The sequence below is a fragment of the Salinibacterium hongtaonis genome, from assembly GCF_003065485.1.
In the GTDB taxonomy this organism is placed as follows: domain Bacteria; phylum Actinomycetota; class Actinomycetes; order Actinomycetales; family Microbacteriaceae; genus Homoserinimonas; species Homoserinimonas hongtaonis.
Window position 1 is genome coordinate 2,317,543 of sequence record NZ_CP026951.1, and the last position, 22,855, is coordinate 2,340,397.

Consider the following 22,855-nt stretch of genomic DNA (forward strand, 5'->3'; position numbering starts at 1 on the left):
TGCGATCCTGCAAACTGTCCAGTCGATTCTTGACCAATTTCGGGAATTCCGCTATAAACGCGCGAACCGCCACATCCGACACCCCAGAACGCGTGGGAAGATGCCCCTATGTCTGGCACCGAGCATCCGTCTACCGTTCTTTCTCTCAGCGGATTCAAAGCCACGATCGAGCCGGAACGCTGGTTCGAAGGCAGTTACACGCTCGTGGTGGACGGCACTCCGCAGTCCAATGTTCACCTCGACGACCCCACCAAACTATTCTTCGAATATGTGCAGCGCATCGGTCTTGTGATCGACCAGTTGCCGGATGGCCCAATCACCGCAGTGCACCTCGGCGCCGGCGCCATGACGCTGCCCCGCTATGTGGAGGCGACTCGCCCCGGCTCTCGCCAGCAGGTCGTCGAGCTGGAGAGCGACCTGGTCGCGTTTGTTCGCGAAAACCTGCCCCTGCCCAAGGGAGCATCGATCCGGGTGCGCCACGGGGATGCCCGCGCCGTGCTTGAGAAGCTGCCGACGGGCCTGCGGGGCTCCGTCGATCTCGTGATCGTGGACGTCTTTGGGGGCGCCCGCATCCCCGCCCATGTCACGAGCGTGGAGTTCTACCGGTCAGTCGTGGAGCTGCTCGCACCGGGCGGCATCGTCGCAGTGAACATCGCCGACGGCCCCGGACTCGCCTTTGCTCGCGGCCAGGCCGCCACCCTGATGACCGCGACGGGCCACGTCGCAGCCCTCGCAGAAACCCAGATCCTCAAGGGCCGCCGCTTTGGCAACGTCGTACTCGTCGGCTCGGCCACCCCACTGCCGCTCGAATGGATGCCCCGGCTGCTCGCGGGCGGGCCGCATCCGGCCAAAGTCATCGACGGTCGCGAGCTCACCGACTGGATCGCGGGAGCCCCCGTCGTCACCGACACGACAGCGATTCCTTCGCCCCCGCCGTCGAAAAACATCTTCCAGACGGGCAAATAAGCCGACCACATAAGCACTAGGAGGCCAGGATGTCTCGGCGCAGCACACGCACTGGCAGGGCGGTCTGCGCCGTGGCGCTGACGGGAACCCTCGCCCTCACGCTTGCCCTCACCGGCTGCATGCCCTCTGCGCCGCGGTCGACACCCGCACCGACAACCCCGGCGAGCGCCGCGCCCACGCCGGCACCGGGGCTCACCGGCCCTGTCGAACCGGGCGGCGCCGTCGGAGTGCTTGCAGAGGGCCTCGCCGCGCCATGGTCCGTCGTCCGGCTCACGGATGATCAGCTGCCGGGAGCATCCGCCCTCATCAGCGAGCGCGACACCGGAGTCGTCAAGGAACTCACGGCAGGGGGCACCCTCCGCGACGCCGGAACCGTGCCCGGCGTGGCTTCGGGCGGGGAAGGCGGGCTGCTCGGCCTCGCGGTTCTGCGGCAGGGAACCGATGTGTGGCTGTATTGCTACCTGACCGCGGCATCCGATAACCGCATTGTGCGGATGCCCTTGGTCGGCACGGCTGGTGCGCTCTCGCTCGGCCAGGCGGAGGACGTGCTCACCGGCATCCCCCGCGCCGGCAACCACAACGGTGGCCGCCTCGCCTTTGGCCCCGACGGCATGCTCTACGCCACGACGGGTGACGCCGGCCGTGGCACGGCAGCGCAAGATCTCGATTCGCTAGCCGGCAAGATTCTGCGGATGACTCCGGACGGGTCCGCGCCCGGCGATAACCCGTTCCCCGGATCCCTCGTCTACACGCTCGGGCATCGCAACCCGCAAGGAGTCGCGTGGGCCGAAGACGGAACGCTCTATGCGTCGGAGTTCGGGCAGAACACGTGGGACGAGCTCAACATCATCACGCCAGGGGGCAACTACGGCTGGCCCGTCGCCGAAGGCATCACCAACGCCGAACGCTACCTCGACCCCATTCAGCAGTGGGCGACAGCCGACGCCAGCCCTAGCGGCCTCGCCGCCGTCACCGACACGCTCTTCATGGCCGCGTTGCGTGGAGAACGCCTCTGGGCCATCTGGGTGGGTCCGCCATCAGTGGATGTCTCCCCCTATTTCACCGGCGAATACGGGCGCCTCAGGGATGTTGTGGCCGGGCCGGGCGACACGCTGTGGGTACTAACCAACAACACCGACGGCCGGGGCAACCCCCAATCGGGGGACGACAAGCTGTTGCAGATCCCGCTCCAACGGCGATAGGCGGGTTAGCCTGTACGGGAGAACCGATCGGGGCACCACGTGAGCATCATCCTGGGTTATGACCCAACCACCCTTCGCGAGAAGGTCGACATGCAGGCAGCCGGGGCGCGGCTTGAAGACCTCGGCAACCTGCGCAGCTCTGACGCGCTCAACGAGAAGGTCGCACTGCTGCGACTCGTTGGCCGTCTCGACGAGGCCTGGGACATGGCAAACCTGGCGCTCCGTCAGGCCCGCTTCTCGGCCGACCGCGAAGAGATCTGCCTCGCACGAATCCGCCGCGCCATGGTGCAGCGCGACCTCGGCAAACCCGAAACCGCACTCATCGACCTAACCTCGTGCGTCGATGAGGCACGCTCCCACGAGTGGGCCGTCGCCGAGGCCCTCGCCCTGCTTGAGCGGGGAAAACTGCAGTTCGGACTGGGCGAGTACAAGGCCGCGCTGATCGACTTTCGCGCCGCCGTGACCATCCGCGTTCGTATCGGAGCCAGTGCATCCGACATCGATAACGCGATGATGGCCACCGCCATTGCCGAGTCGTTTGTCGACGAGCTGTAACACCCCGCGCCTCAGACCCTCGCGGTCAGCGGCGGCGGTTTAGGCTCGAAGCATGGCTGATCTGGCTCGGGTGCGCGTGTGGGCGAACGCCCTCATTGCGCTCCACCTCGACGCTGCGTGGACATTTGGCTTCGACAACGCCAAAACCCGTGCTGGCCTGTGCAACTACACGCACAAGCGCATCACGGTGTCGAAGTATCTGGCGGAGCGCTTCGATGACGACGAGATCCACCAGATCCTGCTGCACGAGGTTGCGCACGCGATGGCCGGGCCCCGGGCCGGTCACGGGCCCAAGTGGAAGGCCACGGCAGCAGAGCTCGGCTACGTCGGCGGCAGAACGCACGACGGAGAAGTTGCCAAGGAGCTGGCGCCCTGGGTGGGCACCTGCCCGTCCGGCCACGCGCACTACCGCTATCGCAAGCCGACCCGGCCGCTTGCATGCGGCAAATGCGCTCGCGGGTTCGACCCCCGCAACGCCATCACCTGGCAGAAGCAGACCCCGGCCCCGGCTCGTCGGCGCTAGTTATTCTTGCCCGACCTGTCTCTTGTCTCGCTTGTCGGCGAAGTCAATGAGCACGGGCACCGCGGTTGTCGGCGTGAGGTCGATCTGCACCCCGCCCAGTTGCCGCGATGTGACCGTCGCCCCGAGCAGATGCTTGGTGGCGCGGCGCAACCCGAAGTACGCGGCGGATGCTGCCGCCGCCTCGGGCGAGCAATGGTCGAGACCGACGGCCGTGAGGGCGTCGATGACGGCCCCGGCCCCCAGCTGATCCTCCACGGCGAACCGCAGCGAGCCGTCAGGGCGATGCTCTCCAGCGGCAACGACCGCGATGCGAAAGCGGTCGCGACGCTCCTCTTGTTTGGCGAGCATCCACTCGGCAACGGCCGCAGCGTTGGCAATGCCGCCAGCCACAACCACGGCATTCGTCTCGACTGACGGCACCTGCGGGGTGCCGAGCTCATCGACCCACACGATCGCGTCGGAGCCTGCGAGCGCCTCAGCGCCAGCAATGCCCCAGTCGAATCGCACCTGATAGAAGGACTGCGTGTGGGGAGAATCGGGAGAAGTCACCCCGAGATCGTACCGAGACGGGCGAAACTGTTACGGCGCGCTCTACAGATTCTCGAGACGGTTGACCACGTCGGCGAGCACGTTCTTCCAGTGCCCCAACATCATCGAGCGCTCTTCACGGTCGGCGAGGCCATCATGGTTGATGCTCACGACAATGTGACCGTCTGCCTGCTTGACCGCAACCGTGAGGGTGGTGTTGTGTGGCCAATCGGCCGGGCGCCACGTGAGCTTGACCTTCTCGTTCTCGGCATAGCGGTGGATGACTCCGCGCACGCCGTCTTCTGTCTCGTAGGTGTCGTTCTGCTTCGTGGGCAGCTCGGTTTCGCCCAGCCACAGAGGCAGGCCAGGTCCGACCAGAAATGCCCATGCCGCATCCAGCGGAACCGCGACCGACTGGCGCACCCCAACGTCGAATGAGTCGCCCCGGTTGCGCCCGGTCTTGTAAGTCTTTGATGCCGCCATACCCCAAGGCTACGGGAGCGTAGCTGCCATTCAGACCGAGAAGCGATGCGGGATGCTAGGCTGGCACCACTTGCGAACGCGTTTCACGTGTTCCCTGCGTCGTAGAACGCATCACTCACCGTGCTTAAACGGTTGACATTCTTCTCACGGCGAACGGATGTGGCCATCGCCACCTTCGCCCAACCCTTCCGGGTTTCTACGGCGCTGCGCGCCCTTGTGCCCAGGGACTGCAAAGAAAGAACCACCTTGACTGAAACCACATTCGGCGCGCTTGGCGTGCCGTCGGCCCTCGTCTCCGTGCTTGAAGCAAACGGCAAGACCAGCGCCTTCCCCATCCAGGTCGACACCCTGCCGGATACCCTCAACGGCCGTGACGTTCTCGGTCGCGGCAAGACCGGCTCTGGCAAGACCCTCGCCTTCTCCATTCCCATGGTTGCCCGCCTCGGCGGCGCCCTCGCCGGTGGCAAGCGTCGCAGCGGCCGCCCGCTCGGCCTCGTACTCGCCCCCACCCGCGAGCTCGCAACCCAGATCACCAATGTGATCGAGCCGCTCGCCGACGCTTATGGCCTCAAGGTCACCACGATCTTCGGTGGCGTCTCGCAGCAGCGCCAGGTTGCCGCACTCAAGGCGGGTGTCGACATCGTCGTCGCCTGCCCCGGCCGCCTCGAAGACCTCATGAAGCAGGGCTTCGCAACCCTCGACGCCATTGAGATCACCGTGCTCGATGAGGCCGACCACATGGCCGACCTCGGCTTCTTGCCCGTCGTGACCCGCATCCTCGACAAGACGCCCCAAAACGGCCAGCGCCTGCTCTTTAGCGCCACGCTCGACAACGGCGTTGACAAGCTGGTCAAGCGCTTCTTGCACAACGAGGTTCTGCATTCCGTCGACGAGGCCACTTCGCACGTCGCCGACATGACTCACCACCTCTTCGAGGTCGACGGCGTCGACGCCAAGAAGGTTCTCATTGAGAAGCTCGCGTCGGGCACCGGCCGCCGCATCCTCTTTATGCGCACCAAGCACCACGCCAAGAAGCTTGCCAAGCAGCTGACCGAGTCGGGCATCCCCGCAGTGGATCTGCACGGAAACCTCTCGCAACCGCAGCGTGACCGCAACCTTGCCGCCTTCAGCGAAGGAACCGCCAAGGTTCTGGTCGCAACGGATGTCGCAGCCCGCGGCGTGCACGTCGACAACATCGAGCTCGTAATCCACGTTGACCCGCCCGCCGAGCACAAGGCGTACCTGCACCGCAGTGGCCGCACGGCACGTGCTGGCTCGACTGGCGACGTTGTGACCCTGATGCTGCCGACGCAGAAGAAGGACACCCTGGCGCTTCTGCGCAAGGCCGCCATCGAAGTTCAGCCCGAGCGCGTGACGGCAGACTCCGCATCGGTTAACGCCCTTGTCGGCCAGGTCGCCGCCTATGTGAAGCCGTCCCCCAAGCAGGAGCAGCCTCGCGGCGGCGGTAGCTCGCAGGGCGCTAACGCTCAGCGCAAGCGCGCTGCCCGTGACGGAGCCGGCTCAGGCCAGCCGCGTCGCGACCGCTCAGGACGCCCCGCGTCTGCCACCGGAAGCGACTCGACCCGCTCGGGCCGCCCCGCCGCATCCTCGGATTCTGCCCGCAGCGGGCAGGCCCGTCGCGGAGCCTCACAGGGCGGACAGGGCTCGCACGCCCCCCGCACCCGCCAGGGCGGAACCACCAGCTACAGCACGTCGTCACCGGGGGCGGCCACTCCCGCTGGCGGCCAGCGCCGCGCCGGACGTCGCGCGCAGGGCTAAGTAGCCCGCTTCGCCACTCCACTTCACTGAGGGGCGTCATATTTGGCTTCCGGAGCATCCGGAACACGAATATGGCGCCCCTCAGCGTGGTTTCGGGGACGGGCAGGGAGAGCCATCGCCGACGCGTGGTCGAGGATGACAGTTTGCTGTGCCTTCACCGGGGCTCGATTTCGCATCGAGGCGTAGTCGACTTAGGCTCGACACATGAGCACCAGTGACGTTGCCGAAGTCCTTATCCGCCCGATCCGTGACAGCGATGTCGAAGACCTTGGTCGAGTCCATGCCCAGTGTTGGCACGAGACGTATGACAAGTTGATCAGCAAGGCATCGCTCGAAAACCTCTCCCCCCGACGCATGGCTGAACTGTGGTCACGCATGGCCACGCGCGGCGAGGAATACAACCAGTTCGCGGCTCTCCTCGACGGCGAAATCGTGGGGTTCGTGGGCTCAGGCCCCGCCCGCGACGAGAACCCGCCCCGGGACCGCGAGCTGTACTTCATCTACCTGCTCGCCCAGTATCAGGGCACCGGCATCGGGCAGAAACTGTTTGACGCGGCCTGCGGCGACCTCCCCGGGTACCTGTGGGTGGCCAAAGACAGCCCGCGCGCGCACCGGTTCTACGAGCGCAACGGCATGGTGCTCGACGGTGCAGAAGAGGTTCACCCGTTTTTGGGTGAAGACCTCGTTGAGGTTCGCTACGTTCGCTAGGGATGCAGGGAGCGACAGCCTAGGCCGGGAGCACTCCCACCGAGGCAAGTGCCTGGCGCAGCAGCAGACCGCGGCCGCCGTCCATCTCTAACCCGACCGTGGCGCTAGCCGCCTCCTCCGGAGACATCCAGGTGATCTCGAGCGCATCTTGCCGCGGCTCGCAGGTTCCCGTGACGGGAACGACATAGGCCAGCGACACGGCGTGCTGGCGGTCGTCGGTGAACGGGCTGATGCCGGGCATAGGAAAGTACTCGGCCACCGAGAACGGCACGGGGCTCGCCGGCAACTGGGGAAAGGCCATTGGCCCGAGGTCCTTCTCTAGGTGGCGGAACAACGCCTCCCTCACCGTCTCGCCGTACATGACCCGGCCCGAGACGATAGTGCGGCCCATTTCTCCCGTGACGGATGCCCGCAACAGCACCCCGACCTCGCTGACGAGCCCCAGCGGGTCGAGCCGCACGGGGACCGCCTCCACATAAAGAATGGGCATGCGCCGGCGAATCTCGAGAAGCTCGACATCGGAGAGCCACGCGTTGCCGGGATCGGGGGTTCCAGTTGCGCTCATGCTCCATAGTCTTGCACCAGAGACCTGCACCTCCGGTAAGAACGAACCCGCAACACGACTGTCAGGCGTCTGGGACAGGATGGATGGATGCGCGACCCCCTTGACCTATTCAGCCCGGTGACACGGGAATGGTTCAGGGGTGCATTCGCCGCACCCACCGCCGTGCAGGCGGGGGCGTGGGAGGCGATTGCTGGGGGAAAGCATGCCCTCGTCGTGGCGCCGACGGGTTCGGGAAAGACCCTCGCGGCTTTTCTGTGGGCGATCGACAACCTCGCGGCGGCCAGCGGCCTCGAGAACGCTGCGGGTTCGGCAGAATCTGCCACTGGCACGCAGCCTCCTGGCACTCGCGTTCTGTATATCTCGCCGCTCAAGGCGCTCGGAGTCGACGTCGAACGCAATCTGCGCTCCCCCCTCGTCGGAATAACGCAGACAGCGGCCCGCCGCGGCGAAACGACGCCGCAGGTGCGCGTTGGAGTGCGGTCGGGCGACACCACACCCGCAGAACGGCGGATGCTGCAGAAGACTCCACCGGACATTCTCATCACGACTCCCGAGTCCTTGTACTTGATGCTCACGTCTGCTGCGCGAGAGACCCTGCGCACGGTCGAAACGGTGATCATCGACGAGATCCACGCTGTCGCCTCGACCAAGCGGGGTGCGCACCTCGCGGTCTCGCTTGAGCGGCTCGATCTTCTGCTCGACCGGCCAGCCCAGCGGGTGGGGCTTTCGGCGACCGTGCGCCCGCTCGACGAGGTCGCCCGTTTCTTGGGCGGCGCGGCGGCCACAACGATCGTGGCTCCCCCCGCCGAGAAGACCTTTGACCTGAGCGTGAGCGTGCCGGTTGAGGACATGACAGAGCTGGGCACGGTTGCCCCGCAGGAAGGCTCGGCAGCAGCATCCGCCGCTCAGGGCTCCATCTGGCCGCACGTCGAAGAGGAGATCGTCGACCGCATTCTGGAGCACCGATCAACGATCGTGTTCGCCAACTCTCGGCGGCTCGCCGAGCGGCTGACCGCACGGTTCAACGAGATCAACGAGGAGCGGATGGGGCTCGGCGACGCCTCCGATGCCGCTGCCCTCCCACCCGCCCAGCTGATGGGGGCATCCGGATCCACCTCGGGGGCTGAGCCGTTACTGGCGATGGCACACCACGGCTCCGTCTCCAAAGAGCGAAGGGCGATGATCGAGGACGATCTCAAATCCGGTCGCCTACGCTGCGTTGTTGCCACGTCGTCGCTTGAGCTCGGCATCGACATGGGCGCCGTCGATCTGGTGATTCAGGTCGAGTCGCCGCCCTCGGTGGCGAGCGGCCTGCAGCGCATTGGCCGGGCCGGTCACAACGTCGGCGACATCAGCAAGGGCATTCTGTTTCCCAAGCATCGCGCCGACCTGCTGCACACCACGGTGGCAACCGAGCGGATGTCGGCCGGTCTCATTGAGAAGCTGGCCGTTCCGCAGAATCCGCTCGACATCCTCGCCCAGCAGACCGTGGCCGCCGTAGCGCTCGAAGCGCTCGGCGTCGACGAGTGGTTCGATACCGTTCGCCGAAGCGCGCCCTTTGCGACGCTGCCCCGGAGCGCATTCGACGCGACCCTCGATCTGCTCAGCGGGCGGTATCCATCGGACGAGTTCGCGGAGCTGCGACCCCGCATCATCTGGGACCGCGTGGAGGGAACCATCGTGGGCCGGCGCGGCGCGCAACGACTCGCAGTGACCTCGGGCGGCACGATCCCCGACCGCGGGCTCTTTGGGGTGTTTATGGTGGGCGGCGAGAGCGACGCCCAGGGCGGGCGGCGGGTTGGCGAACTTGACGAAGAGATGGTCTACGAGTCACGCGTCGGCGATATCTTCGCGCTGGGGGCGACGAGCTGGCGCATCGAGGAGATCACCCACGACCGCGTTGTCGTGACCCCGGCATTCGGCCAACCGGGTCGTGTTCCGTTCTGGAAGGGCGACGGCATCGGCCGGCCAGCCGAGCTGGGTCAAGCCATAGGCGAGTTCGCCCGCGAGCTGTCGGCCGGGCACGAAACGGCGCTGCGCGAGCGGCTTTCTCTGGCCGGGCTCGACTCCCGGGCGGTGACCAATCTGCTGGCGTTTGTGGAGGAGCAGAAGGCTTCGACCGTTCACGTGCCCAGCGACCGCACGCTCGTGGTCGAGCGGTTCCGCGACGAGCTGGGCGACTGGCGCGTCGTGTTGCACTCGCCCTACGGAATGCAGGTGCACGCGCCGTGGGCACTCGCGGTGAGCGCCCGCATCCGGGACCGCATGGAGATTGACGGTGCAGCGATGGCGGCGGACGACGGCATTGTCGTGCGGATTCCCGACACGGATGCCGAGCCGCCGGGGGCCGAACTGTTTGCCTTCGAGTCCGACGAGCTCGCCGACATCGTGACCAAAGAGGTGGGCGGGTCGGCCCTCTTCGCCTCGCGTTTTCGCGAAAATTCCGCCAGGGCGCTGCTGCTGCCCCGGTATAGCCCCGGGCGTCGCTCTCCGCTGTGGCAGCAGAGGCAGAAGGCGTCGCAGTTGCTGGCCGTCGCATCCAAATACCCGACATTTCCCATCGTGCTCGAAACCGTGCGCGAGGTGCTGCAGGATGTCTACGACCTCCCCGCCCTCACAGAGCTGACACGGCGGCTCGCCGACCGCACCGTGCGCCTGGTCGAGGCGGAGACGGATGTTCCGTCGCCGTTCGCGCGATCGCTGCTGTTCGGCTACGTTGCCGCCTTTATGTACGAGGGCGATTCTCCGCTGGCGGAGCGCCGCGCCGCTGCCCTCTCGCTTGACTCGACGCTGCTCGCCGAGCTTTTGGGCAGGGCAGAGCTCCGGGAGCTTCTCGACCCCGACGTGATTGAGATGACAGAGCGCGAACTGCAGCGGCTGGCTCCCGACCGGCAGGTGAAAGACATCGAGGGGGTCGTAGACCTGCTGCGGTTTCTCGGCCCGTTGTCGCTCGCCGAAATCGGCGAGCGCGTTGTTGGTGGGTTGGCTGGCCTGGTGGCCGAGGCGGAGGCTGAACGCGCATCCGCCGAGTCCCGCGCCGAACAGCTGCTGCTCGACCTGGCGCGGGCCAACCGGGTTATTGCAGTCACGATCGCGGGAGATCGACGCTGGGCGGTCGCCGAGGATGCATCGCGGCTGCGCGACGCGCTGGGCACACCGTTGCCTTTCGGCATCCCGCACGCATTTCTCGAACCCGTCGCCGACCCGGTCGGCGACCTCGTCAGCCGCTATGCCCGCACCCACGGGCCGTTCACGACCGGTGAGGCAGCCAGCCGATACGACCTGGGCCCCGCGGTGGTTGCCGACGCCCTGCAGCGGCTCGAATCGCAGAGGCGGGTGGTCGAGGGCGAGTTTCGCCCTGGTGCAAGCGGCAGCGAGTGGGTCGACATGGAGGTGCTGCGGCGGCTGCGCAGCCGATCGCTTGCGGCGCTGCGCCACGAGGTCGAGCCGGTGGATGCGGCAACCTACGGGCGATTTCTGCCCGCCTGGCAGCACGTCACCGGCGCAGGCGGCACTCGATTGCGCGGCATCGACGGCGTGCTTGAAGTTGTCGACCAGTTGGCGGGGGTCGCGATCCCCGCGTCGACTATCGAGAACCTCGTGCTGCCCCTTCGCGTCACGGACTACTCCCCCGCCATGCTCGACGAACTCACCGCATCGGGCGAGGTGCTCTGGTCGGGCGCCGGATCGCTCGGCGACTCGGATGGTTGGGTGAGCCTGCACACGGCGGAGTCCGCACCCTTTACGCTGCCGACAGAGCCGCGACCATTCGACGAGACAGAGCTGCACCGCAGCATCCTCGAAGTCCTCGCGAGTGGCGGCGCCTATTTCTATCGCCAGCTTTCGGATGCGATCGGCAGCCTCGATGACTCGGCCCTGACCCCCGCACTGTGGGACCTGGTGTGGGCGGGAATCGTGACTAACGACACCCTTGCACCGCTGCGCGCATATCTGGGTGGGCCTGCACGCCGCCCCGCAGCACGAGGCAGATCATTCCGGGGGCGCACCCGGATGGCGATGCCGTCGCGCACTGGCCCCCGAGCGTGGCAGGTCGCTGGTCCCTGCTGCCCAGGCTCGCGGCACCTCAGCCGACCCTGCTCGGTGTCGCAACGGCGGAATCGCTGCTCGAACGCTACGGGGTCGTCACCAAAGGTGCAGTGGCCTCCGAAGGGGTTCGCGGCGGCTTCTCGACCGTCTACCGTGTGCTCGGCGGCTTTGAGGAGAGCGGGCGGGCACGCCGCGGCTACTTCATTCAAGGCCTGGGCGCCGCGCAATTCGCCACGGGTCCGACCGTTGACCGGCTCCGGACGTATCTGCTGGATCCCGATGCCGCACCACCGCTCACCGCCGTCACTCTGGCCGCCACGGACCCCGCGAACCCCTACGGCGCCGCGCTTCCCTGGCCCACCGGCGAGGGAACGCACCGGCCGGGGCGCAAGGCCGGTGCGCTGGTCGTGCTGGTCGATGGCGCGCTTGCGCTTTACGTTGAGCGCGGAGGAAAGACCGTGCTCACCTTTGTGGATTCCGAGACGGATGGTGCGGCTATCGCGTCGGCGGCTGAGAGTCTGGCAAGCACGGTGCGAGGCCACCTGAAGGCGCTCAAGGTGGAGCGGGTCGACGGCCAGTTTGTGATCGGCACCCCCCTCGGGCGCGCCCTCGAGGCATCCGGATTCACCGTGACGCCGCAGGGGTTGAGGCTGCGTGCCTGAGGGCGACACCGTCTATCAGACCGCCCATACCCTCAATCGGGTGTTGGCGGGCCAGCTGCTGACCCGCAGCGATATCCGCGTTCCCCGCTATGCGACGGTCGATCTGAGCGGGCGGATGATCGCGGACGTTATCTCGCGAGGCAAGCACCTGTTCATGCACCTGGGCGATGCGACGATCCACAGCCATCTCAAGATGGAGGGGTCGTGGCACGTGTACAAACATGGAACCCGCTGGAAGCGCCCCGCCTACCAGGCTCGCATCGTGCTCGAAACGGAGACCGATGTCGCTGTGGGGTTCGATCTCGGCACACTCGAGGTGCTCGACGCCCAGGGTGAAGCTGCCGCGTCGGCGCGGCTCGGGCCCGATCTGCTCGGCGCTGATTGGGATGCCGACGAAGCCGTGCGGCGGCTGCTGGCTCGCCCCGACCGGATGGTGTCGATGGCTCTGCTCGACCAACACAATCTGGCCGGCATCGGCAACATATATATGAACGAGCTGTGCTATCTGCGCGGCGTGCTGCCCACCAGACCGGTCGGCGAGGTCGAGCATCCCGAAAAGATGGTCGCGCTCGCTCACCGCCTGCTCGACGCCAACAAGCTGCGACCCAGAACCACAACCGGTCGCACCCGTGGCGACACCACGTGGGTCTATGGCCGCGAAGGCAAGCCTTGTTTGCGGTGCGGAACGCTCATCAACGACGGGTTAATCGGTGGCGCTGGCGAGTTCGAGCGCCACGGGTATTGGTGCCCTCACTGCCAGAACTAGCGGCTCCTTCGTTCACAGCAGGCTCAGATTCCCTGTCGACCGCAGCCGCAGCATCCTCCGCGCAAGCAGCTTCCGCAGGCCTCTGGGGGGCGTGTTGACGACCGAGATGTGTGGCTCCTGGGTGTTAGGGTGGCCTAAGTCTGGCTAGGCAAAACGTGCTAGCCACATATCTGAAGGGCACATTTTCGAATGAGCTACATCAAGTCGGCGGCTCTGGAGGAGACCGGATTCGTCATCCTCGACAGGTACGACCAGGCGCAGGATCCGAAGGAATGGCTCGACCTGGAGTATGTCGACTGGAAGTCTTCTGGAGACACCCAGTTCGCCCCCCTCGCGAGCGCCAACGGCGAGATCGAGGTCAACGGCTTCTGGAACCACCAGCCCCCTCGTACCGACAAAGACGGCGTCTGGATCGAGTCGCAGGTGGCGAAAGCTCCGCGACTTACCGCTAGGGCACAGGAGCCCGGCGCAAATGTCGGCCGGTGCCGTGTGATCGAGCTCAAGCCCAACAGCTACGAAGAGACTCTCTACAACCTTCACCAGGACGACAACAACCGCCTCAACCCCGACGGCTCCGGTTGGATCGTGCGCGGGTTCTTCAACCTCTCCGACGATGCCGACTCGTGCCTCGTGCTGCGCGAAGAGCGCTTCGACCCCGACACTGAGATCCGCATCCCGCTGCCGGCTGGTGCTCAGGTGATCGTCGACACCCAGCGGTTCTGGCACGCCGTGTGGCACCCGGGCCCCGAGAACCGCTACTGCCTCATCACGTCGTGGGAGTCCGGCCCTGAACTCGACGCCTTCATCGCCAAGCACCACGGAACGACGGAGCACACCAGTCCCCCTCTCGACCCCGCCGTCATCGCGCACGCGCAGGCCGATGTGCAGCGCCGCTTTGCGGAGCGAGCCGCGGCCCTTGCCGAGCGCGGCAGCGCCGATGAAGGCCCCGAAATGTCTGACGTCTAGGCAGATCGCGCATCGCCAACTAATGAACCGCCTCCGACTCTTCGGGGGCGGTTCATTAGTTAACCGCTAGTCAGCGGGAGTGTGATCCACGATCAGGCGTTCCGCCATCACCCGGGCCTGCTGCGCGGAATCGAGATCGCCCATCGCGGCCGTGACGATCGATCCCTTCATGAGGATGTGCAGCGAGAGCGCAAAGTCGTCCAGATCAGTGAGCCCCGCACGCTCGGCTAAGCCCCTGATCATGCGCCTAACGTGATTGAGGTGCACGATGCTTGATTGACCTAGCGGATGCTCCGGTCCCATCTCGAGAAGCACCTTAACGAACGAGTCCCCCTCGAAGTCATCACGGTGGAACCACTCGTCGAAGACGTCAAAGATGCCGAGCAACTGTGCGCGAGGGGAGTCGCTGCGGCTGGCGACTTCGGCCACGATCAACTCTGACGTCCACACCTGTTCGCGGCGATTGAGAAAAGCCTGAGCGAGCTCGTCTTTTGAGCTGAAATGGCGATAAAACGTGGCGATGGCGACCTTGGACTTGGTGATTATTTCGTCGACACTGACGTCGCGAATGCCTCGGTGAGAGAAAAGGTCGTACGCAGCGTCCAGGATGCGCTCTCGGGCTCCCTGTTTGATTGGCTCAGTCATCGCCCTCCAATCTTAGCGCTTGACAGAACGCATACTCTACCCCCTAAATGGGTACAGACAGAGCGTTCCATTCGCACAGATCGGTCATCCCGAGACGGCGCCAATAAACGAGAGAATGAGGGAAACAACCGTGACCATCACCGCTCCCACCACCCCTGCCCCCTCGACACCACGGCAGGCGCCGCGCAGCACTGACCGGAGCAAGGCTCCTCGCGAAGCCCGAGTTTCAGAAGACGCGGTACGGGACTACTTGCAGGGGATCTCTGTGATCCCCCTGCTGGCCGCAGAAGAAGAGCCCGAGCTGGCTCGCCGCATCGAGGTTGGCGTGATCGCCCGCGAGCGACTCGAAACCACAACCGGCCCAGCCAAGCTCGTTCGCGAGTTGCAGCAGCTCGTCAATGAAGGCGAAGCCGCCTACCGCCAGTTCGTGCGCGCCAACCTGCGCCTGGTCGTGAGCGTTGCCAAGAACTACGTCGGCCACGGCGTTCCCTTCATGGACCTGATTCAGGAGGGCAACCTCGGCCTCGACCGCGCCGTGAAGAAGTTCGACTTCGCAAAGGGCTACAAGTTCTCGACCTACGCCACCTGGTGGATTCGCCAGTCGATTAGCCGGTGCCTCGCCGATTCGTCGCGTCTGATCCGAATCCCCGTGCATGCAGCAGAGAAGGTCGTTGCCGTTCGCAAGCTGTACCGCGAGCTCGAGACCGAACTCGGCCGCCGCCCCACCGTCGAAGAGCTCTCAGCCGAGACCGGGTTTACGCCGGACAAGGTGCGCATCTATCTGGATGCCGACCGCGAGCCCGTGAGCATTCACACGCCCGTCGGCGAAGAGCAGGACACCGTGCTCGGCGACCTCATCGAGGATGACCAGCACGCGCCCGTCATCGACGTCGTGAGCGCCGGCATCCGCAACGAGCTGCTGCACAAGTGCATCCAGACACTGCCGGAGCGCGACGCCAAGGTTCTCAAGCTGCGCTTTGGCCTCGATGGATGCGCACCTATGACGTTCGACCAAGTGGGCGAGGTGTTCGGCATCTCACGCGAGCGGGTTCGCCAGCTTGAGCAGCGTGCCCTGCGCGCGCTTCGCGCACGCGAGTTCCGCGGCGCGCTTTCCGACAGCTAGGACTGACACCAGGACTGCTAGGTCCTCACGTACGAACGGCCCGTTGGCCGCCCAGATGTGCCCGTGGTGGGACGCACTGGGATGCCAGCAGGGCCGTTTGTCGTGTGGCCCGCGCTCGGCACTAAGCCCGGATGCGCCCCGTCGGCTGCCGGGCCGGGCGCGATAGACGCTTGGGGCTTTGCGTGATGCCCCACCAGGCCACCCTGGCCATTGCCTCGAAGACGATCGAGCTCGACATCTTGGATTTGCCTTCCTGTCGCTCGGCAAACTCGATGGGGACTTCACGCACTCGACACCCGCTGGTGTTCGCCCGCCACAGCATCTCGATTTGAAAGCAGTAGCCGCGGCTCATCACCGTACGCGGCTCGATTCGCTCTAGCGCCTCCCTGCGGAATGCGCGGAATCCGCCGGTCACATCGGCAGACGTAACGGGCAGGCATGCCCGGGCGAAAACGCTACCGCCACGAGAGAGAAGCTGGCGCGCACGGGGCCACCCCACGACGGAACCGCCGGGAACCCATCGCGAGCCGAGCACAACATCCGCAGTCTCGAGAGCCCGCAGTAACACCGGCACATCGGCCGCCCGGTGCGAACCGTCGGCGTCCATCTGCACGACCGTGTCGTAGCCCTCAGCCAAGGCCCACGCAAACCCCGCGCGGTAGGCCGCTCCCAGCCCGTCTTTGGTCGCTCGATGCAACACGTGGAGCCGCCCGTCGCTGGCCGATCGGAGTTCTGCCGCCTGCCCCGTTCCGTCGGGCGAGTCGTCGTCGACGATCAGGATTTCTGCGGAGGGAACGTGTCGATGCAGGTCATCCACCAATCCGGCCAGATTGGGCAGCTCGTTGTAGGTGGGAACGACGATCACAACCCCGCTCATGGTGCCTCCCGCGTGAATTCATAGAGCACCGTGCGATTGACCGGGATGGCCTGCACGAGCCTAAAGCCGAGTGTTTCGAGAGTGGACATATCGGTAGAGGAGCTGCCGGCAAGCTGGAGCGCCCACACGGTTTGGTGATCGCGCAGGTCGACACCAAGACCTCTGAGGGGGGCGACCTCCGCCCAGATCGTGTCGCGTTCACGCGCGGGGGTTACGAGGGCGACATCATGAAGCCCCGCAAACTGCTCCGGATAGAGGTCAATGGCGAGCCGCGGCTTGCGCGAGGGTCGCACCGACTCATCGAACACGATCGCGTCTCCCGGCGACGCGTGCTCAGCCACGATAGCTGCGGCTTCGCGAAGATCGCTGCCCTCGTCGCGCGAGAAGGGGCTGCGCTGCTCCACATAGCCGGGCAGCGCCGTCACCACGAGGGCGACCGCGGCCGCAGTCGCCACGAGCCGGCGCGCCGAGCGCCCTCGCGCAAGACCGGCCAGCACCCGAACTCCTTCGGCCATCAGAATCGCCACAGCAGGGGTGCAGAAGGAGAGATAGCGCGGGTTGTAGAGCGGTGTGATCGCGAAGTTCGCCGCCATGACTGCCGCAGTGGGGATCACTAGCCAGGCCAGCAGAAAAGCAAGGCGGGGCCGCGACTCTCTGCGCATCACAGCACCGGCGACCGCGGCGGCGATGAGTGCCCAGGCAAGAACCGCGAACCAGCCCGAGCCGAACCATTGCGTTACCAGGACCGACTCCACGGTGGCGTAGTCACGGCGGGCGAGAAACTCCACCTGTTGGCGCTGCGAGACGGCCGCGATCATGACGGGCGCAGCCAGCACGATCGCAACGCCGGCCGAGGCCAGCCATCTCATAACGATCGCCCGCGCCGGTCGCAGCGCAAGCATCCCGACCCCAAAAACGGGAATGAGAAGCACGAGATAGAGAAACACATAGGTGGATGCTGCGCCGCCAGCGCCGAGCAGCATCCAAGGCCAGATTCGGGTTTCGCGGCTGCGCACCAGCCGCACGAAGGCTGCCGCGAGCCAGACTGCAGCGGCGATTCCGAAGGCATAGGACCTGGCCTCGGAGCCCATTCGCGTTACCAGGGGCAGGATCGCAAAAATGAGCCCGGATGCCACGGCGAACCTGCCGCTGCCCGAGAGGCGTCGAGCGAGCACGACGACGCCCGCTGCGCCCAGACCTATGGCGATCGCGCTGGGGAGACGCACCGCAAACTCCGATGTGCCGACGAGAGCGATCCAATAGTGAAGAAAGAGGTAATAGGCACCGTGCACCGCGTCGACCGTGCCGAGCTCAGCCAAGAGGGTGGGGAGCGGCCGGTCGGCCGAGATCACGCTCGCTGCCTCATCGCCCCAATACGACGGGATGCCGGAGCCCGTCATCGAGATGGCCGCAGCACCGAGCCCCACCAGCGCTGCCGACCGAGTGTTTCGCCCCCGCCGGGTGGACGCCGTCGCGAACGCAGCCTCAGACTGGCCGATCAGCGCTGTTCCCGACATTGCCACCTCGTCTCCGCGTCGGTCGCGGCTTGTGCGGTTGCTGCGTGTTGTGTGTTGTGTGTTGTGTGTTTCGGGTCATAGTGCGCGCCTGGGCTGGGCCGACCATGGGTGCGAGGGCACAGAACCCTGAGAGTTCTTGTTGCGCGACCAGAGAGGCACCAGCTTCGCGACGACGGCTCGCGGTAGCCTCGCCTCGGGCCTGCGGACACTCGCGGGCGGCATGGCGCGAGGAGTTCACGATGACGCTGGTCGACAACGCTGTATACGTTGACGGGGTTCGGGCGGCAACGCCCAGCAACCTGGACGAGACGTACGAGGTGATGCGGGATCTCGGCGGGATGGCTTGGATTGGTCTATACCGGCCAGAACCGCATGAGATCCACTCGGTGGCAAACGAGTTCGGGCTGCATAAGCTCTCGGTTGAAGACGCGCTCAAGGGGCACCAGAGGTCGAAGCTCGAGCGCTATGGCGACACCCTTTTCGTGGTGCTGCGGCCAGCTCGCTATATCGACGCCGACGAGACCGTGGAATTCGGTGAGCTGCACATCTTTATCGGCCCAGGATTCGTTGTGACGATTCGCCATGCTGAGTCGCCCAACCTCGTGGCGGTGCGTCACCGGATGGAGGCGAGCCCCGAGCTGCTCTCCCTCGGCCCTGAGGCCGTGCTCTATGCGATCTTGGACGAGGTTGTCGACGAGTATGCCCCCGTGATCGCTGGACTTGAGAACGACATAGACGAAATCGAAGACCAGCTCTTCGATGGTGATTCCGAGGTCTCGCGCCGAATCTATTCACTCATCAGCGAGGTCATCGATTTTCAGCGCGCAGTGCAACCTCTCGTGCCCATGCTCGAGTCGCTTGAACGCGGCTCTGAGAAGTACAAGGTCAACGTGGAGCTGCAGCGATCGCTTCGCGACGTGCTCGACCACGTGTTGGCGATCGTCGACAAGTCGGCGGCCTATCGAGCGCTTCTGCAGAACGCGCTGACGGTGCATTCCACCCTCACTACCCAACGCCAGAACGATGAAATGCGCCTGCTCTCCCAGGCGAGCCTCGAGCAAAACGAGGAGACCCGAAAACTCAGCGAGCATTCCCTCGCTCAGAGCGAGGAGGTCAAGAAGATTTCGTCGTGGGCGGCCATTCTCTTTGCACCCACGCTGATCGGCACCGTTTACGGGATGAACTTCACCTACATGCCGGAGCTCGATTGGCCGTGGGGCTACCCGCTGGCGGTAGCGGGAATGGTAGCGATGGGCGCCGCTCTCTACGTGATCTTCAAGCGGCGGCACTGGCTATAGCGCTACTATCTGCGTATGGATGCAGATAAGCAGATAGAGGCCACCGACGACTCCGTCGCGATTGCCGCCGAGATTTTCTCGATGCTCGCCGACGCCACCCGCATCCGCATCATCCTGGCGCTTCGGGGCGGTGAACTCTCGGTCAACAGCATCGCGAACCTCATCGACAAAGCCCCTCCCGCCGTGTCGCAACACTTGGCAAAACTCCGCCTATCCCGCATCGTCACGACGAGACAAGACGGCACCCGCGTCTTCTACCGGCTGGCCAACGAGCATGTGAGCACGTTGGTAATCGAGGCGATCCTGCAGGCCGAGCACTCCGTTGACGCTGTCCCGGCGCACCACAGAGGCGCAGCCCCTAGCGTTCACTCCGCGAGCGCGGGGGCGCGGCCCGCCGGCCATGATCGCTGAAATCCTGCGCGAGGGGCGATTCGCCAAGCTCTTTGCCGCTCAGATTGTGGCACTGCTTGGCACAGGGCTTCTCACCGTGGCGCTCGGGCTGCTCGCGTTCGATCTGACTGGCGGGGATGCTGCTCTCATCTTGGGCACGGCGCTGGCGATCAAGATGGTGGCATATGTGGCCGGAGCGCCGCTCGTTGCAGCGCTGACGGCGCGCGTGCCGCGGAAGACCCTGCTCGTGAGTGCGGACTGTTCACGGGCCGCAGTGGCATGCCTTTTGCCCGCAGTGACCGAGGTGTGGCAGATCTACGTGCTGATTCTGTTTCTCCAGCTCGCCTCGGCAACTTTCACGCCCGCCTACCAGGCGATCATTCCCCAGATTCTGCCCAACGAGAAGCACTACACCCAAGCGCTTTCTCTCTCGCGACTTGCCTACGACCTCGAGTCGATTGCCAGCCCGGCGATTGCGGCGCTTCTGTTGACCGCCACGTCGCATAGCTCGCTGTTCATCGGCACCGTGGTCGGTTTTGTCGCTTCAGCAGGGCTCGTAGCGACCACGTCGATCCCTGCGATCAGCACGCCGACGATGCAATTTGTCGAGCGCCTTACCGGTGGTGCGCGAATCATGTGGCGCACCCCTCAGCTGAGGGCACTGCTGACGCTCAATCTTGTTGTCGCCGCGGGCACCTCACTCGTCGTCGTCACGACCGTGGTGCTGGTTCAGGGTGTCCTCGCGCGCCCGCCAGAGGATGTCGCGCTGCTCTTCGCCGCTTACGGCATTGGCTCGGCAGCGGTAGCACTGAGCGCGCCCCGCATTGTGCGCGCAGCATCCGACCGCACGGTCTTTCTGGCAGGCGGCGTTGCTGTGCCGATGACGCTTGTCGCAATAGCGACTGTTTCGGCCGTTGCCCCGACGTCTTGGCTGGCGTTCCTCATGCTCTGGCTGGCGCTGGGCGCGGCCACCTCGATGATCTTGACGCCATCGGCCCGGCTCATTCGACGCTTCTGCGATGAGTCGATTCGCCCCAGTGTTTTTGTCGCACAGTTCTCGCTCACCCACGCTTGTTTTCTGCTGACCTACCCGCTCGTCGGGGCAGCGAACACATATTTCGGCTTCCCCATCGCGGCCGCCCTCATGGCGGGCGTGGCTGCCGCAGGGTGCGTGGTTGCGTTCACCTCATGGCCCGCCCAACTCGGCCAGCGAGCCAATGTGAGCACTGCCGAAACAGAGTTAACCGTCGCACAATAGAACCGGCTGACGAGGAGGATCTAATGGGAACACTTCAATACGACGGCCTAGTGGTGGAATTTGATGATCGCTTGCTGGCACACCTTCAGATCGTGATTGTGCAAAAGATTCGACGGGGCGAGAGCTTTCTCATGTCGTGGAGAGACTCGCTCGAGACAGGGAGCGGGCACAGCGCGATCTGGATTCACCCCAGCCAGAACCTGTTCTTTCGGTTCGCGGGCAGCCGCAACCCCACGATCAACCAGGAGTGGATCGATCAGCTCTTGCTTTCGGCGAATAGCTCGCGTGGACTCCTGGTGATGCGTGAGGGCAGCGCAGAAAACCCTCCGACCGGAGAAATCGCCACCGCGACCACGATGCGCCGTAGCGACGGCAGCCATCACGCAAAGGCAGACCCCCAGAAGTAGTGGACCCTCGAGTGAGCCACTTATCCTTCGGCGAATCGCTGGAAGTCGACGGCGTCCTCCTCATTGAGAGGCTCACCTCGCTCCCCCTGGAGGAGACCGAGCGCCCGAGTGTTCATATACTCCACAACATCGGAGTTCTCTGGCTCTTTAAAGCCTTCGTCAGCCGTCTCGGTCATGAGCGATGCGCCTTCGTTCAGCACGAAGGTCGCCTCCACAGTGTGGCCGTCTGGCCCAATGGCGTTGAGAACGACCGTGTCCGCACGCCCACGATCGGCCAGAAGCGCCGCGTAGTTCGTTAGTGCATCAGCAGCTTCGTCGCCGATGAATAGCGACTTCTCTCCAAAGCTCAGGTGTTTCACAGCGTGCCTCCTTATGAGCGCTAGCCCGGGCCCGGCATAACCAAGCCCCTCCATCCATTCTGCTCGCGCGCGGGCGACATATCAGGGGCTTGACTCAGCGGGGCACCAGGTGCAGAGGGCTCTCCTTATGAGATCGTTCGAAAATCGACGAGCTTGTGAGTTCCATCGCAGAAGGGTTTAATCGCCGACATGCCGCAGCGGCACAACGCTACGGTTCGCCGGTCGGTACCCTCGGTATCGAGGTTTTCGATGGAGAAGTCACCGCGCACCAGCAGCGGCCCGTTCGGGCACGGCGTTATTGTCACTGACGGTTCGTTCAATTTGTTCCTCCTTGATGACGGCGGCGTGGAGCGCCCGCCGAGAATTAGCAGCTTTCTTCAATCTCTGGCCGTGATAAGCGGGTCCACCCCGAAGCCGCATGACGACCGCTGCCCAGGAGCAGAGCCCCCTCTCGGCGAGCCAGACGGGTGCCCAGAGCGCCGCAGTCGGAGCGAAGACAGCGCCCCCGCCGTTACGGCGGCGACCGCGCTCCGCCACCGCGATAGCGGCGACTCCTGCAACACCGAGGGCTACAGGCCGGCGACACATGAGCAACACCGCTGGCACGATCGCAAGCTCAGCGACGAGCCTGCCGGGTTGAGCGAAGCTGTCGTAGGCCTGGCGCACCCGCTGAGCCCAAAAGGCGCGGGCCGTGGGCGGGCGGCGCTCTACGAAAATGTCATCCGCCCTATCCTCCTCACCACCCCGCGCGAGAACCGTGCGGATAAGCTCCAGATTCTCGAACAGCACGTCGCCTCCATAGCCCTGCTCGAGACGTGCGCGGCGTATGCCGAGGGTCCCCGGGTAGTCAGAAGCGAGCGAGCGATTGAGCAGGGACCGCGCCGTGTCCCACCGTGCGTGCCACACCAGAGGCGCGAAATAGTTTTGGGGTCGCACGATATCGGCGGCGCGCAGCCTTTGCGCCACCTGCTCGAGGCAGTCGAGTGAATACCGCACATCGTCATCGGCAATGACCACACTGTCGTTGCGTAGAAAGGGAACTGCCGAGAGCACCGCCGCCGCTTTTCCATTCAGCCCGAGCGACATGTCCGGCTCGATCACCCGAACGGGACTAGCGAGGCCCGCGCGATGAGCTTGCCTGACCTCTTCTGGCGAGCCATCGACCACCATCACATCAGCGTGGTGAGCCAGCCACTGAAGGTAACGAGCAAGCTCACTGAAATCGCGACGG

22 protein-coding genes and 1 pseudogene are annotated in these 22,855 nt (G+C 65.2%); 14 read left to right on the forward strand and 9 right to left on the reverse strand.

All coding sequences use genetic code 11. The features are described from left to right. Positions 1–108: 108 nt before the first annotated feature. Genes C2138_RS11155 through C2138_RS11170 form a run of 4 tightly spaced genes read left to right on the forward strand, consistent with a single transcriptional unit; the run spans position 109 to position 3,246 of the window. Positions 109–966 (forward strand): spermidine synthase, encoded by an 858-nt coding sequence (locus C2138_RS11155; protein ID WP_108517873.1) that lies wholly within the window; start codon positions 109–111, stop codon positions 964–966. A gap of 29 nt (positions 967–995) precedes the next feature. Beyond that, positions 996–2,168, forward strand: coding sequence for a PQQ-dependent sugar dehydrogenase (locus C2138_RS11160; RefSeq protein ID WP_108517875.1), 1,173 nt, complete (start codon positions 996–998; stop codon positions 2,166–2,168). Between the two features lie 39 nt (positions 2,169–2,207). Further along, entirely contained in the window at positions 2,208–2,723 is a 516-nt protein-coding gene (locus tag C2138_RS11165; protein WP_233245491.1) for a tetratricopeptide repeat protein, read from the forward strand. A gap of 52 nt (positions 2,724–2,775) precedes the next feature. Next, positions 2,776–3,246, forward strand: a complete 471-nt coding sequence (locus tag C2138_RS11170) for a SprT-like domain-containing protein (RefSeq protein WP_108517877.1) — start codon at positions 2,776–2,778, stop codon at positions 3,244–3,246. On the opposite strand, the gene C2138_RS11175 is transcribed toward C2138_RS11170, so the two are convergent. Both C2138_RS11175 and C2138_RS11180 read right to left on the reverse strand, forming a co-directional pair. Beyond that, complete coding sequence (locus C2138_RS11175) at positions 3,247–3,795, reverse strand: 2-phosphosulfolactate phosphatase (protein WP_108517879.1); 549 nt, start codon at positions 3,793–3,795, stop codon at positions 3,247–3,249. It abuts the gene before it with no gap. 42 nt (positions 3,796–3,837) lie between these two features. Then, entirely contained in the window at positions 3,838–4,257 is a 420-nt protein-coding gene (locus C2138_RS11180; protein WP_108517881.1) for an SRPBCC domain-containing protein, read from the reverse strand. Between the two features lie 246 nt (positions 4,258–4,503). On the opposite strand from C2138_RS11180, the gene C2138_RS11185 reads away from it, so the two are divergent. Both C2138_RS11185 and C2138_RS11190 read left to right on the forward strand, forming a co-directional pair. Then, complete coding sequence (locus tag C2138_RS11185) at positions 4,504–6,036, forward strand: DEAD/DEAH box helicase (RefSeq protein ID WP_108519090.1); 1,533 nt, start codon at positions 4,504–4,506, stop codon at positions 6,034–6,036. A gap of 204 nt (positions 6,037–6,240) precedes the next feature. Beyond that, positions 6,241–6,744, forward strand: a complete 504-nt coding sequence (locus tag C2138_RS11190) for a GNAT family N-acetyltransferase (protein ID WP_108517883.1) — start codon at positions 6,241–6,243, stop codon at positions 6,742–6,744. Between the two features lie 19 nt (positions 6,745–6,763). On the opposite strand, the gene C2138_RS11195 is transcribed toward C2138_RS11190, so the two are convergent. Further along, positions 6,764–7,309 carry an NUDIX hydrolase family protein gene (locus tag C2138_RS11195; RefSeq protein WP_108517885.1) on the reverse strand — a complete coding sequence of 182 codons (546 nt, stop codon included), beginning with the start codon at positions 7,307–7,309 and terminating at the stop codon, positions 6,764–6,766. Between the two features lie 87 nt (positions 7,310–7,396). On the opposite strand from C2138_RS11195, the pseudogene C2138_RS11200 reads away from it, so the two are divergent. The 3 genes and pseudogenes from C2138_RS11200 to C2138_RS11210 all read left to right on the forward strand — a co-directional run bounded on the left by C2138_RS11200 (position 7,397) and on the right by C2138_RS11210 (position 13,750). Beyond that, a pseudogene (locus C2138_RS11200) lies at positions 7,397–12,018 on the forward strand (ATP-dependent helicase). Continuing rightward, positions 12,011–12,784 carry a DNA-formamidopyrimidine glycosylase family protein gene (locus tag C2138_RS11205; RefSeq protein WP_108517887.1) on the forward strand — a complete coding sequence of 258 codons (774 nt, stop codon included), beginning with the start codon at positions 12,011–12,013 and terminating at the stop codon, positions 12,782–12,784. The pseudogene C2138_RS11200 and the gene C2138_RS11205 overlap by 8 nt, the downstream one beginning before the upstream one ends. A 189-nt stretch (positions 12,785–12,973) precedes the next feature. Continuing rightward, entirely contained in the window at positions 12,974–13,750 is a 777-nt protein-coding gene (locus C2138_RS11210) for a hypothetical protein (RefSeq protein WP_108517889.1), read from the forward strand. A gap of 66 nt (positions 13,751–13,816) precedes the next feature. Here the strand turns inward: C2138_RS11210 and C2138_RS11215 are convergent, their stop codons facing one another. Continuing rightward, positions 13,817–14,395, reverse strand: coding sequence for a TetR/AcrR family transcriptional regulator (locus C2138_RS11215; protein WP_108517891.1), 579 nt, complete (start codon positions 14,393–14,395; stop codon positions 13,817–13,819). Between the two features lie 130 nt (positions 14,396–14,525). On the opposite strand from C2138_RS11215, the gene C2138_RS11220 reads away from it, so the two are divergent. Continuing rightward, positions 14,526–15,518, forward strand: a complete 993-nt coding sequence (locus C2138_RS11220; protein WP_233245492.1) for a sigma-70 family RNA polymerase sigma factor — start codon at positions 14,526–14,528, stop codon at positions 15,516–15,518. Positions 15,519–15,639: 121 nt separating this feature from the next. On the opposite strand, the gene C2138_RS11225 is transcribed toward C2138_RS11220, so the two are convergent. Together C2138_RS11225 and C2138_RS11230 are read right to left on the reverse strand one after the other, a co-directional pair. Then, positions 15,640–16,395, reverse strand: coding sequence for a polyprenol monophosphomannose synthase (locus tag C2138_RS11225; protein ID WP_108517895.1), 756 nt, complete (start codon positions 16,393–16,395; stop codon positions 15,640–15,642). Beyond that, positions 16,392–17,912: a glycosyltransferase family 39 protein gene (locus C2138_RS11230; protein ID WP_108517897.1), complete on the reverse strand. Its 1,521-nt coding sequence runs from the start codon at positions 17,910–17,912 to the stop codon at positions 16,392–16,394. The genes C2138_RS11225 and C2138_RS11230 overlap by 4 nt, the downstream gene beginning before the upstream one ends. 239 nt (positions 17,913–18,151) lie before the next feature. On the opposite strand from C2138_RS11230, the gene C2138_RS11235 reads away from it, so the two are divergent. From C2138_RS11235 to C2138_RS11250, 4 genes are read left to right on the forward strand one after another with little or no spacing between them, the layout of a single operon-like run. Next, a complete protein-coding gene (locus tag C2138_RS11235) occupies positions 18,152–19,210 on the forward strand; it encodes a magnesium and cobalt transport protein CorA (protein WP_108517899.1) in 1,059 nt (352 codons plus the stop codon). A 15-nt stretch (positions 19,211–19,225) separates the two neighbouring features. Continuing rightward, positions 19,226–19,621 (forward strand): ArsR/SmtB family transcription factor, encoded by a 396-nt coding sequence (locus C2138_RS11240; RefSeq protein WP_108517901.1) that lies wholly within the window; start codon positions 19,226–19,228, stop codon positions 19,619–19,621. Continuing rightward, positions 19,611–20,858, forward strand: coding sequence for an MFS transporter (locus C2138_RS11245; protein ID WP_108517903.1), 1,248 nt, complete (start codon positions 19,611–19,613; stop codon positions 20,856–20,858). The genes C2138_RS11240 and C2138_RS11245 overlap by 11 nt, the downstream gene beginning before the upstream one ends. 23 nt (positions 20,859–20,881) lie before the next feature. After that, positions 20,882–21,265, forward strand: a complete 384-nt coding sequence (locus C2138_RS11250) for a DUF7882 family protein (RefSeq protein ID WP_199220425.1) — start codon at positions 20,882–20,884, stop codon at positions 21,263–21,265. Positions 21,266–21,285: 20 nt separating this feature from the next. Here C2138_RS11250 and C2138_RS11255 read toward each other — a convergent pair whose 3' ends face one another. The 3 genes from C2138_RS11255 to C2138_RS11265 form a co-directional block, all read right to left on the reverse strand. Beyond that, the gene (locus C2138_RS11255; protein WP_108517905.1) at positions 21,286–21,624 is read right to left on the reverse strand and encodes a hypothetical protein; all 339 of its coding nucleotides are present in this window, start codon (positions 21,622–21,624) and stop codon (positions 21,286–21,288) included. 125 nt (positions 21,625–21,749) lie between these two features. Next, on the reverse strand, positions 21,750–21,929 hold the full coding sequence (locus tag C2138_RS11260; RefSeq protein WP_332894461.1) for a CDGSH iron-sulfur domain-containing protein: 180 nt from the start codon (positions 21,927–21,929) through the stop codon (positions 21,750–21,752). Beyond that, positions 21,883–22,794 carry a glycosyltransferase family 2 protein gene (locus tag C2138_RS11265; RefSeq protein WP_199286538.1) on the reverse strand — a complete coding sequence of 304 codons (912 nt, stop codon included), beginning with the start codon at positions 22,792–22,794 and terminating at the stop codon, positions 21,883–21,885. The genes C2138_RS11260 and C2138_RS11265 overlap by 47 nt, the downstream gene beginning before the upstream one ends. Positions 22,795–22,855: the final 61 nt, after the last annotated feature.